The sequence below is a fragment of the Allobosea sp. GW822-FHT05A11 genome (assembly GCF_058800455.1).
The window spans coordinates 1-14956 of sequence record NZ_JBXAMI010000004.1 but is presented as its reverse complement, the minus strand read 5'-3'; the positions used below and the strand labels follow the sequence as shown (position 1 = coordinate 14956).

The following is a 14956-nucleotide window of genomic DNA, read 5'->3' as shown; positions in this document are numbered from 1 at the left end:
ACATGCTGCTGAAGCGGCAAGAACAGCCCGGCAAATTCTGCCGCCCTTAACGACGCGTTAACCGTAACGGATGAAGGTGACCGAACGGGCGGCAGAACGCGGCCCGGCTGCCGGGGCGCGTGACGAGATGGCGAAGAAAGCCAAGACGGAAGAGGAAGGCGCCTCCGGTGATGAGGCGCCGAAGAGCAGGAAGAAGCTCTTCATGATCATCGGCGTCGTGCTGCTGGCGGCGGCCGGCGGTGGCGGCTGGTTCTTCCTGAAGAAGCCCTCGCCCGAACAGATCGCAGCCGCCGAAGCCGCGGCGAAGGCCAAGAATCCCATCGCCTTCCTGGACATGAAGGACATGATGATCGGCATGTCCAATGGCGGTCAGCAGGACCGCCAGCCGATCATGAAGATCAAGGTCGTGCTGGAGATCGCCGATGCGAAGGCGGCCGACCAGGTCAAGCCGCTGCTGCCGCGCGTCGAGGACGCCTTCCAGGTCTTCATGCGCGAATTGCGTCCGTCCGATCTCGAAGGCTCAGCCGGCATGTACCGCCTCAAGGAAGAGCTTCTGCGTCGCGTCAACCTGACCGTCTATCCGGCCAAGGTCGACGCCGTGCTGTTCAAGGAACTGCTGGTCCAGTGAGCCGCAACCGGCTGACCGCACCGAGATGACGGCGGAATGATGAGCACCGAACGCGACACCTCCGTACCGAGCGACGAGCCGCTGACCCCGGAAGGGATGGCGGCCGGCTGGACCGCCATGCCCGACATGGTGGAGGACGACGGCGAACAGGAAGGCGGTACGGACCGCCTGATGTCGCAGGACGAAATCGACACGATGCTCGGTTTCTCCAGTGGCGACGAGAAGGACGGCCGCAACGGCATCCAGGCGATCGTCGATTCCGGCTCGGTCGCCTATGAGCGCCTGCCGATGCTCGAGATCATCTTCGAGCGTCTGGTGCGCCTGCTCTCGACCAGCCTGCGCAACTTCTTCACGGACAATGTCGAGGTCACGCTGGAAAGCATCCGCTCGGTGCGCTTCGGCGACTATGTCAACTCGATCTCGCAACCGGCGCTGCTCTCGGTGTTCAAGGCCGAGGAATGGGACAATTTCGGCCTGATCACCATCGAGTCGTCGCTGATCTACTCGGTCCTCGACGCGATGTTCGGCGGCAAGCGCGGCCAGCCGGCACCGCGCATCGACGGCCGCCCCTTCACCTCGATCGAAATCCGCATGATCCGTCGCGTCATCGAACTGGTGCTGGGCGATGCCGAGGCCGCCTTCAAGCCGCTCTCGCCGGTGCGCTTCAACGTCGACCGCGTCGAATCCAATCCGCGCTTCGTCTCGATCTCCCGCCCGGCCAATGCCGCGATCCGCGTCGAGCTCAAGTTCGACATGGAAGGCCGCGGCGGCGCGCTGCACATCGTCCTGCCCTACGCCACGATCGAGCCGATCCGCGAATTGCTGCTCGAAAGCTTCATGGGCGAGAAGCTGGGCCGCGATCCGACCTGGGAGAACCATCTCGCGACCGAGGTCTGGCAGGCCGATGTCGACGTCACCTGCGTGCTGCACGAGACCCGGATGCCGCTCAAGCGCGTCATGAAGCTCGAAATCGGCGATACCCTGATGTTCGACGCCCGCCCAGATGCCACCGTCTCGCTGCGCTGCGGCGATTTCATCGTCACCGAAGGCCGGATCGGCCGGGTCGACGGCAAGATCGCCGTCCAGGTCGTCAGCCCCTTGCGCCGCTCCAAGACCACCATCGCCGCTTTCGACAGTCTCGCCAGCCATCTCGGCGCCACGACCTGAAGAGGACACATGACGATCAATCTCATCGCCGACGTGCTTGTCGCCAGCCTCCTCGTCGCCACCATCGTCACCTGCTTCATCCTGACCAGGCGCATCGAGCGCCTGAAGGCGGACGAGGCCGGCATGCGCCAGACCGTCGGCGCACTGATCACCGCGACGGACAATGCCGAGCGCGCCATCGCCGGCCTCAAGTCGACGCTGGGCGATTGCGACCGGACGCTGGAAGAGCGCCTGCGCACGGCCGAGCGCTACGCCGCCGATCTCGCCGCCCAGGTCGAAGCCGGCCAGGCGGTGATGGAGCGCATCGGCCAGATCGTCAGCGCCGCGACCCTCGTCGGCGCCAAGGAGGTTCCGGTCGAGGCGCCCGCCGCTCCCGCACCGGTCTCCCGCCTTGAGAGCGCGGCCCAGTCCGCCGCCGCCATCCGCGCCCGCGCCGCCCGCCGCCTCGAGGAACAGGCTGCGTGATCGAACGGCCCCGCCTCCTGCCGGCAGTGATTCTCGGCGCCATGGGTCTCCTGGCGCTGAAGCTGCTTGCCTGGACGGCGGAGCCCGCCCCCGGCCACATTCCGGCCGATCTGCCGCTCATGGCACAAGCCCCCACGGTCAAGGACGGGGCCATGAACGATCCCAAGATCTGGGGTCTCGCCAAGATCATCGCGCGGGCCCATGCGCCCGACGTCTTCGATCCCGAGACGACCGGCTCCGTGCCTGCTCCCGATTCGAAGAAGGAGCAGGAGAAGAAGGAAGCCGAGGCCAAGGCCGAAGCCGCACGCGCCGCCAATCCCAACAACAAGGCCAGCATCATGAACGGCTCGGTCCAGCCGGTATCGCCGGCCGAGAAGGCTCTCCTGGAGCGCCTCGGCGAACGGCGCGAGGAGCTGGAAGGCCGGATGCGCGAGCTCGAGATGCGCGAGCGCCTGCTGAACTCCGCCGAGAAGAAGCTCGACGGACGCGTCGGCGACCTCAAGGTCCTCGAAGAGAAGGCCGGCGGCCCGGCCGGCAAGCCCGCCGTCGAGGAAGCCAAGGCGATCAAAAACCTTGTCATCATGTACGAGGCGATGAAGCCGAAGGACGCCGCGCGCGTCTTCGACCGCCTCGGCCTCGACGTGCTCGTACCGGTGGTCCAGCAGATGAACCCGCGCAAGATGTCGGAGGTGATGGCGGCGATGTCGCCCGACCGCGCCGAGAAGCTGACCGTCGCGCTCGCGACGGGCGCGCGCGGCGCCGGCATCGAGCGCGTGGCGAACGAAGCCCCCCTGCCCGGCAACGAACTCCCGGCGATCACGCCTGCGCCGCAGCGCTGAAAACGGCCTGTCCGCGCCCGTTCCGTTAAGACGCCATTATGGTTGACGCGCTAGCGTGCCGGAGGGCTGCCACATCTCAGGGCGTGGTGAGGCCCAGTGTCGCGTTGGGTCGAGTATCACGGTTTGCGTCTGTCGCGCTCCCTCGCCTTCGGTATCGGGCTGGCCGCTCTCGCGCTCGCCGCCGGCCTGGATACGCGTGCCCTTGCGGCCGGCGCGAAACTGCGCGGCGAAGCCATGCCGGCGGGCTTCGGCCGCCTGTCTCTCACCTTCGACGAGCCGATCCAGACCCGCATCCGCGTCTCCAGCGGCGTGCTGATCGTCGCCTTCGGCGGCCAGGTCCAGGTCGATGCCGCACGCATCGCCCGCGAATTGCCCAATTACATCTCCATTGCCCGCGTCGACCCCGACGGGCGCGGCATGCGCTTCGCGCTGACGCAAGCCTATAAGGCCAATCTGATCGAGGCGGGCGACAAGGCCTTCATCGATCTGCTGCCGCAGACCTGGACCGGCGTCTTGCCCGGCCCGCCGCCGGAAGCCATTGCCGAGCTCACCGAGCGCCTGCGCCTCGCCGAGGCCCGCGCCAGGGAAGCCGCACGCCAGCCGGTCGCGCCTCCGGCGGTGCTGACGATGCGCGTGGCGAGCCTCCCGACGCTGGAGCGCCTGATCTTCAAGACCCCGGCCGAGACGAAGCTCACCAGCGACCTGTCGGATGGAACGCTGAAGCTGGTCTTCGACCGGCCGATGAATGTCGAGGCCGGTGCCATCCGCAGCGCCCTGCCGGCCGATATCGGCTTCGCCGGACTGGATGCCGGCAAGGAGGCGCTGAGCCTGGCCCTGACCCTGCCCAAGGACTGGCAGGCCCGCAGCTTCAGCGACGAGACCGGGCTGGTGGTCGACCTGCTCCGGCCGGTAAAGCAGGAAGCGCTGTCGCTCGCCGATCTGAGCAAGCCGTCTCCCCAACCGGCCCCGGCCCCGGGCACAACGCCGGCAGCAGCGGAGCCCCCCGCCAAGCCCGCGGCAACCGCGCCCATGGTCAAGCCGACGGAGCCAGTCACCCAAGTCGCCGTCGCAACTCCTGCCGCTCCCGAGGTGCCGCCGGGCCCGGTCGCGATCACGGTCGAGGGCAAGCGCCTCGACTTCCGCTTCACCCGGCCGACCGGCGCGGCGGCCTTCCTCGATGCCGGCGTGATGACGCTGGTCTTCGACACCCGCGACACCATCGACCCCGCCAAGCTCGCCGGGCTGATGCCCAAGCTGATCGAAGACAGCACGGTGACCCGCGAGGGCAAGGTCACGCTGGTCAGGCTCAAGCTTGCCGGCCAGCCGCTGGCCCGCGTCTTCGACAACGGCCCGGCCTGGTCGCTCGACCTCGGCGAGGATGCGGGCCGACCCGCCGCTCCGGTCGAGCCGCAGCGCAGCATGGACGATCGCGGCCAGACCATCGTCGCCGTGCCGCTCGCCGGCCTGACCGGCATTCACTGGCTCGAATCGGGCCCGGCCGGCCTGCCCGTCGCCGTCGCCACCGCGACAGGCCCGACAAGGCTGACACCCAAACCCTATCAGTTCGTCGAATTCGGCCTGCTTCAGACCGCGCAGGGATTGGCGATCCAGCCGCATGCCGATGATGTCGCCGTCCGCGCCGGCACCGAGCAGGTCCGGGTCGGCCGCAATGGCGGGCTCAACGTCTCCCTCGATATCGGCGAGCCCAGCGGGAAGGCCGAGGAGACGGCTGGGAAACAGGACGCCGCGCCGCTGCTCGACGGCGATGCCTGGACCAAGCTGCGCATCGGCAACCCGCGCGACCGCGCCCGTGCGCTGCTGCTCGACGTCACCGATGCCTCGCGCAGCCGCAAATCCGAAGCCCGGCTGGCGCTCGCCCGCTTCTATGCCGCCAACGGCCTGATGCCCGAGGCTGCCGGCCCGCTGAATACCCTCCTGGCCGACGATGCCTCCATGCGCGGCAACCGCGAGGCGCTCTTCCTCAAGGGCGTCATCGCAGCCGGGATGCACCGGGACCAGCAGGCATTGGCCGCCTTCGACGCCGGCCCGATCAAAGACGATGCCGAGACGGGACTTTGGCGGGCGCTGATCGAGCAGCGCCTGAACCGCAACGCCCAGGCCCTGGTCGGCTTCCGCCGCGCCGAAGCCGTGCTCGACCACTACCCGGCCGACCTCCAGGGCGAGTTCCGCGAGGCGATGGCCCGCGCTGCTCTGACCCAGCAGGATATCGGCGTCGCCGAGCGTCAGATCCAGGCGCTGGCCGACATGCCGCGCGGCAGCTTCGACCAGGAGCATCTCGCCCTGCTGCAGGCGCGGCTCGACGATGTCGGCGGCCGCCCGGAAGCGGCGATGAACGGCTACAAGCCGCTCTTCGAGGCGAAGAGCCGCCCGATCGCGGCGGAAGCGCAATTGCGCGCGGTCAAGCTCGCGGACACCGAGAAGCGCACCGACATCAAGCCCGAGGAAGCCATCGCCCGGCTGGAGACGGTCTCCGTCATCTGGCGCGGCGGCCGGCTGGAGATCGAGGCCCTGGCCGAGCTCGGCCGGCTCTATGCCGACCAGCAGCGCTGGCGCGACGCCTTCATGGTCGCGCGCCGCGCCAACGAGAACTTCACCGATGATCCGCTGACGCGGCGCATGCATGATGAGACCGCCCAGCGCTTCGCCGAATTGTTCAGCGGCAGCGGGCTCGGCAAGCTGCCGCGCATCGAGGCGCTCGCCCTGTTCTACGATTTCAAGGAATTCCTGCCGATCGGCCGGCGCGGCGACGAGATCACCCGCCTGCTCGCCGATCGCCTCGTCGAGCTCGACCTGCTCGACCAGGCCTCGGAGATCCTGAAGTACCAGATGGACCGGCGTCTCACCGGCGCGGCGCGTTCCACGGTCGCGGCCCGGCTTGCCATGATCGACCTGATGAACGGCAAGCCGGCCGATGCGATCCGCGCGCTCAACACCACCCGGCTCGTCGAACTGCCCGCCGACGTCAAGCGCGCGCGCCTGCTGCTTGAGGCCAAGGCGCTCTCCGATCTCTCGCGCACCGACCAGGCGCTCGAGATGCTGGAAGCCGAGCGCGGCCCCGAGATCGACAGGCTGCGCGCCGACATCTACTGGACCGGGCGCCGCTGGCGCGAGGCGGGCGAGGCTTATGAGCGCCTGCTCGACGAAAGCTGGCGCGGCGGCGACGCGCTCGGCGACGGCGAGCGCGCCGACGTGATGCGGGCCGGCGTCTCCTATGTGATGGCGAGCGAGAGCCTGTCGCTCGACCGGCTTCGCAGCAAGTTCGCCCCGAAGATGGCCCGCGGCGCCGATGCAAGGACCTTCGCCTTCGTCACCGGGGCCGACCGGACGCGCGCCTCCGACATCCGCGAGATGGCGCGCGCCACCGCCAATGCCGACACGCTTTCGGAATTCTTGAAGGCCTATCGCGAGCGCTACCCGGCCTACTCCGCCGCGATGCGCAAGCCACAGCCGCCCGCAGCCGACAAGCTGCCCTCGCCCGCCGACGGCGCGGCGGCCGAGCCGGCGGCACCGTCGCGGAGCTGAGGCGGCCGCCTAACCCGGCCCGGAATTCGTGTCCTCGCCGCGCGCCCGGGCGCGCAGGACGAATTGCAGGTTGCGGATATAGACGAAGACGCCGAAGCCCTGGCCGAGGATGAAGACGGGGTCGCGCCGATAGAGCGCATACATCAGCAGCAGCAGGCCGCCGCCGATCGAGAACCACCAGAAGGTCATCGGCACGACCGAGCGCTGGGCCTTCTCGCTCGCCCACCACTGCACCACGAAGCGCATGGTGAAGAGCCCCTGCGCGACCACGCCGAGCAGGACCCACCAGTCGACATTGTTGACGAACACATCGTGGAAATAGCGGCCGATGGTCTGCTGCAGATCAATCAGCATCACATCGTCTCCGAGACGATCTGCGGCACGCGCTTGCGCCGGCGGATCAGCCACCACACGCCGGCCAGGTCGAGGATTCCGACCCAGAGCCGGTCGAAGAAACCGTAATTCGAGACGCCGGTCAGCCGCGGCCGGTCCCGCACGTCGACATGCAGGACCTTGTGCCCCTCGCGTGCCATCAGCGCCGGCATGAAGCGGTGCAGCGCATCGAAATACGGCAAGGCGAGATAGGCCTCGCGCCGGAAGCATTTCAGCCCGCAGCCGGTGTCGCGCGTATCGTCCTTCAGCACCCGCACGCGCACGCCGTTGGCGACCTTCGACTGCCAGCGCTTGAAGCCGGTATCCTTGCGCCCGACGCGCTGCCCCTGCACCATCCCGGCCTGGAGGCCGGCCTTCTGCAAGGCCTCGACCATCTCCGGCAGGAAGGCCGGGTCGTTCTGGCCGTCGCCATCGAGCGTCGCGACGATCGCCGAGCGGGCATGGCGCACGCCGCTGCGCACCGCCGCGCTCTGGCCGCAGGACTGGGCATGGGTGACGACGCGCAGCCAGGGCCGCGTCGCGGCGAGCTCGGCCAGCGCCGCAGCCGTCCCGTCGGTCGAGCCGTCATTGACATAGACGACCTCGAAGGCGCCGATCGCCGCGCAGGCCTTCTCGATATCGGCGACGAGCGGCGCGATGTTGCCGACTTCGTTGCGCACCGGCACGACGACGCTGAGCAGCGGATGGGAAGAGGTTTCGGTCAAAGGGGCATCATCCGGAAAAACGGCCCGCAAACTGCGTCAGCGCGGCGAATAGGGCAAGAGCTTCGAGAGCAAGGGTGCCTCAACCGGGCGAACGGGCGAACACGGCGATCTCCAGTCTGCGCCCCCCATTGAGGTTGAACCCGTTGATCGTGGTCACCAGCCGCGGCTTCGCCGGCTGGCTCGCCAGGGCCGCCTTGAAATCGTCGGCGAAGCGGCTTTCGACGAAGGCGACGCGGCAGCCGGGCTGATTCAGGAAGGCCGCCGCGTCCGCGCCGCTTGCAGCCATCGCGAGCTTCGTGCCGGTCAGGAAAACGAGGCTCGGCTCGCGATAGCCCAGCGTTACCACGGCCGGATCGGCGCAGCCGGCAGCCTTGAGCGTCTCCGCCAGACGCGGCGACAGCTTCAGCGAGCGCAGGCTCTCGATGGCGAAGGGATAGACCGCGATCGTCAGCAGCAGGCTCGCGAGCACGCAGCGCCAGAGCGCGCCTTCGAAATCGAGCCGCCGGAAGGCCGCGACGACGCTGCCGGCGCAGAGCAGGACGAGCGCGAAGAACGGCAATGCCAGCCACGGCACCGCCCGGTCGAGCGTCCAGTTGCCGAACAGGATCGTCGCCATCAGCGCCAGCGGCACGATCACGACGAGGCAGGCGGTCAGCACGGCGCCGCGTCGATGGCGGTCGATTCCCCCGTTCAGCACGGCCAGCAGCAGCAGCGCGGTGATCGCCGGATAGAGCGGCAGCACGTAATGCGGCAGCTTGGTCGGCACCGCCTCGAAGACCAGCCAGGACGGCACGATCCAGGCGATCAGGAACAGGATCTGTGGCTCCTTGCGCCTGACCCAGGCGAAGGGCACCGCCATCGCCGCGAAGGCTGCCGCCGGCCAATAGGTCGCGAAGAAGAACAGCAGGTAGAGCCCGGGCGGCCCCCAATGCTTCTCCTGCCCCTCGGCGACCTTGCCGAGCATGTCCTGCCCGACACTCTCGGCGAAGAAGCTGCCGCCGGTCTTGACCATGATGGCGACGAACCAGGGCAAGGCGACGACGAGGCAAAGCAGCAGGCCAGGGCCGAAGCGCAGCGGCTTCAGCCAGCGGAAGGAACGCTGGCTCGCGCTGAGAACGAGAATGGCGAGGCCCCAGACCATCGGCACGATCGGCCCCTTGATCAGCAGGCCGAGCGCGGTCGCGCCCCAGAACACCAGCCAGTTGCGCCGGTCCGGCACGAAGGCGAGCGAGCGCGTCCAGTCGAGCCAGGTCCGCGCCAGCGCGCCCATCGTCGCGACGGCGCAGGCCGCCAGCAGCGCATCCGTCTTGGCGATCCGCGCCTCGACGCCGAGCAGTACCGCAGCCGCCATCAAGGCGCCGCCGAGCAGGGCGAGTGGCGGCGAAAGGAAGGCCAGCAGCGCCCAATAGGTCAGCAGCACCGTTGCGGTCGCGCCGATCAGCGAGGGAATGCGATAGAGCCAGATCTGCGTGCGCGCCTCGGGGATGCCGACGGCCTCGCCCGCCCGCACCGCCGCGCTCTGCAGCCAGTAGATCCCGACCGGCTTCTTGTGGCGGGCTTCGTCCTGAAAGCGGATATCGACGAAATCGCCGGTTTCGAGCATCTGCTTGCTCGCCTGCGCGAAGCGCGGTTCGTCACGATCGAGCGGCTGGAGCGTGCTGAAGCCCGGCAGGAAGGCGGCGAGCGACAGGAGCAAGAGGAAGATGCAGGCGCGCAGATGGCTGCCGGAGGCCGCATCCCTGACCCGGTCGATCGCTGGCGTGAGCGAAAACATCATCCATCCCCGCGGCCGCCCGGCCGCACCTGTCCTGAAAGTCGATTCCCGCCCGATGGCGGGCCTTTCGGGCGCGATCAAGGCGAGGCCGCGCGGGTTTACGCTGCCAGGGAAGGGTCGGCAAGCACGGCGGGGCAGCAATGCCGACGCAGGCCGTCAATCGTCGGACGCGTCTTCGCCGATTCGAATTGCCTGAATCATCCGCGGCGACAAGGTCATGGCCTGACTCGTTGCCGGCGCCACCGGCGCTGTAAGGGCCGACAGATCGACGGGCAGTTCGCACGCCGCCTTCGGAGCGACCCCATACGAGGAGCCGAGCGGGGCCAGGCTCACCGTCTTGACGAAACCGGGCTCCGCGAGGGCCGGGGACGAAAGAGCCACCGCGAGGGCGGTGATGGCGACGAACCGCAACATGGCTGTACTCCGCATCGGCCCCCGCTCCTATAACCGGGGTGAAGGTCGCCTGTTCCGTCGGATGGAAGCGAGGGAACTGGACGACGCAGGAGAACAATTCCGTTCAGCCTGCGTTATGCTTCCGCGTGCTTCAGTCGTTGAAGCAAAAGGAGAATGCCATGCATCGCGGTGTAACCTCTGCCCTCCTGGGGATCGGCCTAGCTGCAATCGTGGCCTCGGCTCAAGCAGGCGAAGCCTTACCCTCTGGTGTCGCGCAGCGCCTCGACGACGCACCCGTCGAATTCTCGATGACGGCTGCGAAACGCGAACGTCTGATGATCATTCAGCAGAACACGGCCCGGCAGCGGCATTACCGCGGTGGCGGCTATGGCCGCGGCGGTGGAGGCTATGGCTATGGTCGCGGCGGGTACAACCGAGGCTATGGCAACGGCCCGCGCTATGGGGGTGGGGTGCGGCTTCAGCCGCCGGCGTCGTCCTTTGGCTGCGGCGGCGTCCCTTGCCGCCGGTGGTAGGCACACAGGTTGATCACGATCCCGGGATAGTTGCCCGGGCCATGCTCGCCAGCGACCGGAATTGTCGCGGCGAGCCGCTGGCACGCGAGCGCCGAACGGCGCTCCTCGTCGCAGCGCATGAAATGGTTCACCAGCGGCTTCCAGTCCGGATCGATGCAGAGCTGCGACTCGTTCCGGAATCAGGTCAAGCGACTCCGCGCGGACTGCAGCGGCGAGGCCGCGATCAGGGTGGGATCGTCAGCACCTGCCCCGGCTTGATGAGGTTCGGATTGTTGCCGATGACCGCCCTGTTTGCGGCGTAGATCACCGACCATTTCGACTGCGTCCCATAATATTTCTGGGAGATCATACTGAGGTTTTCGCCTCGCTGTACCGTGTGCGTCCTCGATACCGGACCTGGCAAAGGCGGCGGGCTGGGCGGCGGCCGCGGGCCTGGCGGCGGCGTGGGCGCAGGGCCGGGAGGCGGCACCGGCTTGGGGAAGTCCGGCGGCGGCTTGAAGCTGTAGTTCCGGTCCACGAAGAACCCGCGGATCTGATAGTCGGTTGCGTTCAATGCGCTGATCGTGAAGCGCTTCGTTGTCGGATGCGCGTAGATGAAGGTTGTGGTGTTCTCGTTATTGGGGTCGTAGAGCTTGAGGATCGGCCCGCCCGGCGATGGCGAGCTTTGGCAGGCGCTGACCAAGACATGGTGGCCAGTGAATGCGCCGAGCTTGATCAGGAAAAGAGGAACCGGCCGGTTGGCGGCGATCGAGCGACGGATCAAATCGTATTCGCTGGCGACGCTGTCGACATACAACTGATGGAACATGAAAAAGATCGTGCTGCGCATCAGGCGGGGCACCGTGTACGCATGGGCGCTTACCTGGCGCGAATAGATATGCGCGTTGAGCGGCGTACGAACCGGCGGAGGATCGGAATCCTTCGGGATGGGTTTCCGGGCGTAATGATGATCGAGCGCGCTGTAGACCATCCCGCCGCACAGATTCTCTCCGTGCGGCCCGCCGGGATGCAGCTCCCATTTTATGTCGCTGTTGCTGAAATGATAACCTTGGATCGCCGGCATGAAGGTCGTTTGAAGCATCGCTTTTCGCCTTCCCCGAACCGCACATCCTCTTCTGCGAAACCCGGATGTCGACATGCACGGGTGGCAGTGGTTCTGTGTCGTCTCGCCAAACAGGATAGGAACCGCTAACGGCGTCGGGCATCCTTCAAACTGACGACACGGCGAGACTCTGCCGGCGGCGGAGACGCGCTCGCTGTCAGCCGGCGCGGTCTTCGAATGGGAGGATCAGCAGTCCGAAGAAGCCAGCAGATGAGCGCTACCCGGCGCTACCCCGACCTGGCATGTCGGTAGCAATCCCAGATGCCAGAACGCGCAAGCATCTGGGACTTCTGAATAAAATGGCGAGCCCGGCTGGATTCGAACCAGCGACCAGCAGCTTAGAAGGCCGCTGAAAAATGGCTTTTCTCAAGCGCCGTTCTCACATGTTCGCGTAAATCCCCCTCATTGCAATCGTTGGGGAATTTCGAGGTGTCAGAACGCCGCCCTGCCCCGTTCTCTGCCCACCCAGGCCCCTCGCCATGGGTGAGCGGTACGCACCTGAGCTTGGTCAGGCAATGTTCGGGCAGCCGTGGCAGCACCACTGCGTGCCGGCGCTGATGAGCGCAGCCCTCGATGCGATCGGCTACGAGATCGAGCGCGTCGTCGGCAACGTCCAGCAGAAGCAGTTCACGTCGCCCCGCTCCAATTCCGCGACGGCTTTCCGCTGCGCCGGCATCGGCGGGTGGAGCTACGCTGCGCGTCTTGCAGGGTGGCCTGACGACAAGCCCCTCTGGACCGGAAGCTGCCCCTGCCAGCCCTTCAGTGTCGCCGGCAAGCAGGAAGGCCAAACAGACGAGCGCCATCTCTGGCCCGTCCTCTTCGGTCTCATCCGAGCCTGCAAGCCTCCCGTCGTCATGGGAGAGCAGGTTGCGGCAGCGGTTGGAAAGGATTGGCTCGACGGAGTGTATTCTGACCTGGAAGCCATCGGCTACGCCTGCGGGGCGTCCGTTGTCCCGGCTTGTGCCGTCGATGCGCCCCATCGGAGAGACCGACTGTGGTTTGTGGCCGACAGCGACGGCGGTCAATCGCGATCGATCCGACGCGACGCTGGAGAAGTGCGCGGCCTTTCGGAAGAGCAACGCGAACCAGAACAGCGTGCCGCTCTATCTGACCGAGGCGGTGAGATTCGGCGCCACGATGTGGCCGACGCCGTCGGCTCGCGATTGGCGCAGCGAGAGCGCGTCAGCCGAGTTTCACGCGCGATGGGCGGCGAACCCCAAGGGCAAGACGCTGCCGATGACGATAGCGCTCCAGTCCACGCCGACCAGCCTCGCGCCAGCGCGGAACGGTCAGAACGAGGCCGGCAATTCAGCGGGGCTGGTTTCGATACGTGGTCACGCTCTGGCTGGCTCTCCGGAGCAGACGGAAAAGCCCGGCGCGTTGAACCCGGCATTCGTCTGCTGGCTCATGGGGTTCCCGCCCGAGTGGGAAAGCTGCGCGCCTACGGCAATGCCATCGTCCCGCAAGTCGCGGCGGAAGTGATCGGTGCCTTCCTCGATGTCGAAGGGAGGGCCGCATGACCGATCACTCTGAGGTTCGGTGCGAGGGCTGCGGCTCAGCATGGACCGATGTTGATCTGGCGCGAGAGCGCGCGGCAAATCCGCGCCTTCTGTCGTGCTGCCCCGAACGCAAACCGCTGACGATCGATCAGTGGAGATCCCGCGCGGAGGCTCAGTCCCTCTCCTTGTCGGAGGCGAGGGAAAAAGCAGACAAATTCGAGCGGAAGTGGCTTGAAGCTGTCGGTTTTGCGGCTCGCTTTGACCTGGAGAACGCCCGGCTGAAAGGCGCTCTTCGGCCGATGGCGGATGTCGCCAGCGATATTCCAGTCGACTGGGACGACAATCATCAGTGCGTGACAGCCTGCGGGCATTTCCGCCGCGCTCAATCGGCTCTGGAGAACGGCCCTGCCGGTCTCGCGGATGCCACAAATGGTCCTGCCTCGTCCGACCTCTCCTCACTGCGGAAAGGGGCGGAGGTCGCGCTGTACGAGTTAGGCAACTGCCTACGAGGCCACTTCCGAGGCGAGTTTACCGACGATGACGAGGCGTGGCGCGTCTTGTCCGACCAGTTCAATAGCGCGTTCCCTTCGCGCGAAGGTCGGTCTGTCGAAATGCGCAAGACGATTCGTGACGGCAAGACCGAAGGCGGCAACGAGACGGAGCGTGATCGTCAGCTTCGGGAGTCCGTCGAACGCGCTCTCGCGGAGGATCGCGCCGCCCTCGTTTCTGGCAGCCGGGAGGAGCGGCCGTGAGACGTTGGATCGCATCAATCCTTGCCCCTGAGTTGGCACGCGGTGCTCAGGAGGCTGAGTTCCTTCGGCATCGTCTCTCGGAAGCTGAGCAATGGCTCGGCAGCCGTCAGCCAGAAGCGGCCTCGCTGGCTTCTTTCATCCTCGAACGTGACCACTGGTTTTGGTCTCGCGAGGGAGAGCGGCGGCGCTTCGCTTGGACGCCTCCGAAGTGGGTTTGCACGGTCGGCGCCTACCGCGAGTGGCTCGGTAGCCATCCCTTCAACAAGGACACCCGCCCATGACCGACCCCACTCCCCAGACCACCCCCACGCGCGATGAGGCGGTGCTGCCGTGCCCGTTCTGCGGCAACGCCGGTAAGATGATCGAGTGCATGCCGATGTGGGAGCCGGGCGGCTATCCTCCGAATGGGCGCCGCATCGTTTGCTCGGCTGACGGCTGCTACGGCGTCGGGAAGCCTTTCTGTGGCGACGGCATGGAAGCCAACGCAACCGCTTCATGGAACCGTCGCGCCTCCGCCCCAGCCCCTGCGGGCGGCGAGGTGGATGCGGTGAAGGCGCTCGAATGGCGAGCCGATCAGCACGACATGCACTATGCCGACCCCGACATGCGGTTCACCGGCTATATCATCGCGCGAACGGGGCAGCAGGTCACATGGCGGCCGTCCGAGAGCGACGACTGGCGCGAGGCCGCAAACCTCGACGACGCCAAAGCCCAAGCACAAGCCGATTTCGCATTCCGCCTGGGCTCATTCCTCTCCCCGGCCGCGACGCCCGTGTCTGAGGCTGAGCCGGTGGCGTGGGTAAGCGTGGATGATCTGGAAGCGCTGTCTCGCATGAAAGATACCGCATGGGCGGTCAAGATCGCATCGCTTCGGCACAGCCCGGCGAAAGGATGCGTGCCCGTTTTCCTCGCCAAGCCCGCCTCCTCGCCTGCGAGCGTGGATGTGCGGGAGGCGGCCGAACGCGCATGGAACTCCATCGCCGATTCATTCAATCAATGGTCAGAACTCGGCCACGACGAGACGGACGATTTGGTCAGGTTCGCAGCAGCCCTCTCCAAGCCCGCCTCTTCGCCTGCGGGCGGGGACGTGGATCTAGCCGAGGCCATCGGAACGAGCGAGTTCATGGACCCGCCGGACGGTGGTGATGTGCCGCTCGTCGAGCA

At 67.0% G+C, this 14956-nt stretch carries 15 protein-coding genes and 1 tRNA gene; 9 read left to right on the top strand and 7 right to left on the bottom strand.

Going from position 1 to position 14956, the window contains the following annotated elements:
• Window positions 1-76 precede the first annotated feature (76 nt).
• The 5 genes from fliL (at window position 77) to AC1RLU_RS13835 (ending at window position 6642) form a co-directional block, all read left to right on the top strand.
• Entirely contained in the window at window positions 77-628 is a 552-nt protein-coding gene (gene fliL / locus AC1RLU_RS13855; RefSeq protein ID WP_244511940.1) for a flagellar basal body-associated protein FliL, read from the top strand.
• A 36-nt stretch (window positions 629-664) separates the two neighbouring features.
• On the top strand, window positions 665-1795 hold the full coding sequence (gene fliM, locus AC1RLU_RS13850) for a flagellar motor switch protein FliM (protein ID WP_492796249.1): 1131 nt from the start codon (window positions 665-667) through the stop codon (window positions 1793-1795).
• Window positions 1796-1804: 9 nt separating this feature from the next.
• Window positions 1805-2260, top strand: coding sequence for a DUF6468 domain-containing protein (locus AC1RLU_RS13845; RefSeq protein ID WP_061966915.1), 456 nt, complete (start codon window positions 1805-1807; stop codon window positions 2258-2260).
• Window positions 2257-3099, top strand: a complete 843-nt coding sequence (locus AC1RLU_RS13840; RefSeq protein WP_492796246.1) for a MotE family protein — start codon at window positions 2257-2259, stop codon at window positions 3097-3099. The genes AC1RLU_RS13845 and AC1RLU_RS13840 overlap by 4 nt, the downstream gene beginning before the upstream one ends.
• Before the next feature lie 96 nt (window positions 3100-3195).
• Window positions 3196-6642: a tetratricopeptide repeat protein gene (locus AC1RLU_RS13835; RefSeq protein WP_492796244.1), complete on the top strand. Its 3447-nt coding sequence runs from the start codon at window positions 3196-3198 to the stop codon at window positions 6640-6642.
• 9 nt (window positions 6643-6651) lie between these two features.
• Here the strand turns inward: AC1RLU_RS13835 and AC1RLU_RS13830 are convergent, their stop codons facing one another.
• From AC1RLU_RS13830 to AC1RLU_RS13810, 5 genes are all read right to left on the bottom strand, one after another.
• Window positions 6652-6996 carry a lipid-A-disaccharide synthase N-terminal domain-containing protein gene (locus tag AC1RLU_RS13830; protein ID WP_091856542.1) on the bottom strand — a complete coding sequence of 115 codons (345 nt, stop codon included), beginning with the start codon at window positions 6994-6996 and terminating at the stop codon, window positions 6652-6654.
• On the bottom strand, window positions 6996-7739 hold the full coding sequence (locus tag AC1RLU_RS13825) for a glycosyltransferase family 2 protein (RefSeq protein ID WP_492796242.1): 744 nt from the start codon (window positions 7737-7739) through the stop codon (window positions 6996-6998). The genes AC1RLU_RS13830 and AC1RLU_RS13825 overlap by 1 nt, the downstream gene beginning before the upstream one ends.
• A 79-nt stretch (window positions 7740-7818) precedes the next feature.
• A complete protein-coding gene (locus AC1RLU_RS13820; RefSeq protein WP_492796240.1) occupies window positions 7819-9516 on the bottom strand; it encodes an ArnT family glycosyltransferase in 1698 nt (565 codons plus the stop codon).
• A gap of 153 nt (window positions 9517-9669) precedes the next feature.
• Entirely contained in the window at window positions 9670-9927 is a 258-nt protein-coding gene (locus AC1RLU_RS13815) for a hypothetical protein (RefSeq protein WP_492796239.1), read from the bottom strand.
• Between the two features lie 457 nt (window positions 9928-10384).
• Complete coding sequence (locus tag AC1RLU_RS13810) at window positions 10385-10570, bottom strand: hypothetical protein (RefSeq protein ID WP_492796237.1); 186 nt, start codon at window positions 10568-10570, stop codon at window positions 10385-10387.
• Between AC1RLU_RS13810 and AC1RLU_RS13805 the strand changes: the two genes are divergently transcribed.
• A complete protein-coding gene (locus tag AC1RLU_RS13805) occupies window positions 10557-10697 on the top strand; it encodes a neutral zinc metallopeptidase (RefSeq protein WP_142112243.1) in 141 nt (46 codons plus the stop codon). The genes AC1RLU_RS13810 and AC1RLU_RS13805 overlap by 14 nt on opposite strands.
• Here the strand turns inward: AC1RLU_RS13805 and AC1RLU_RS13800 are convergent.
• On the bottom strand, window positions 10663-11520 hold the full coding sequence (locus AC1RLU_RS13800) for a LysM peptidoglycan-binding domain-containing protein (protein WP_492796235.1): 858 nt from the start codon (window positions 11518-11520) through the stop codon (window positions 10663-10665). The genes AC1RLU_RS13805 and AC1RLU_RS13800 overlap by 35 nt on opposite strands.
• 321 nt (window positions 11521-11841) lie before the next feature.
• A tRNA-Arg gene (locus AC1RLU_RS13795) sits at window positions 11842-11916 on the bottom strand.
• Between the two features lie 104 nt (window positions 11917-12020).
• On the opposite strand from AC1RLU_RS13795, the gene AC1RLU_RS13790 reads away from it, so the two are divergent.
• From AC1RLU_RS13790 to AC1RLU_RS13780, 3 genes are all read left to right on the top strand, one after another.
• Window positions 12021-13061, top strand: coding sequence for a DNA cytosine methyltransferase (locus AC1RLU_RS13790; RefSeq protein WP_492796233.1), 1041 nt, complete (start codon window positions 12021-12023; stop codon window positions 13059-13061).
• Window positions 13058-13792, top strand: a complete 735-nt coding sequence (locus AC1RLU_RS13785; protein ID WP_492796232.1) for a hypothetical protein — start codon at window positions 13058-13060, stop codon at window positions 13790-13792. The genes AC1RLU_RS13790 and AC1RLU_RS13785 overlap by 4 nt, the downstream gene beginning before the upstream one ends.
• Before the next feature lie 277 nt (window positions 13793-14069).
• Window positions 14070-14956 (top strand): hypothetical protein (locus AC1RLU_RS13780; RefSeq protein ID WP_492796230.1); only part of this gene is annotated, 887 nt, incomplete at its 3' end.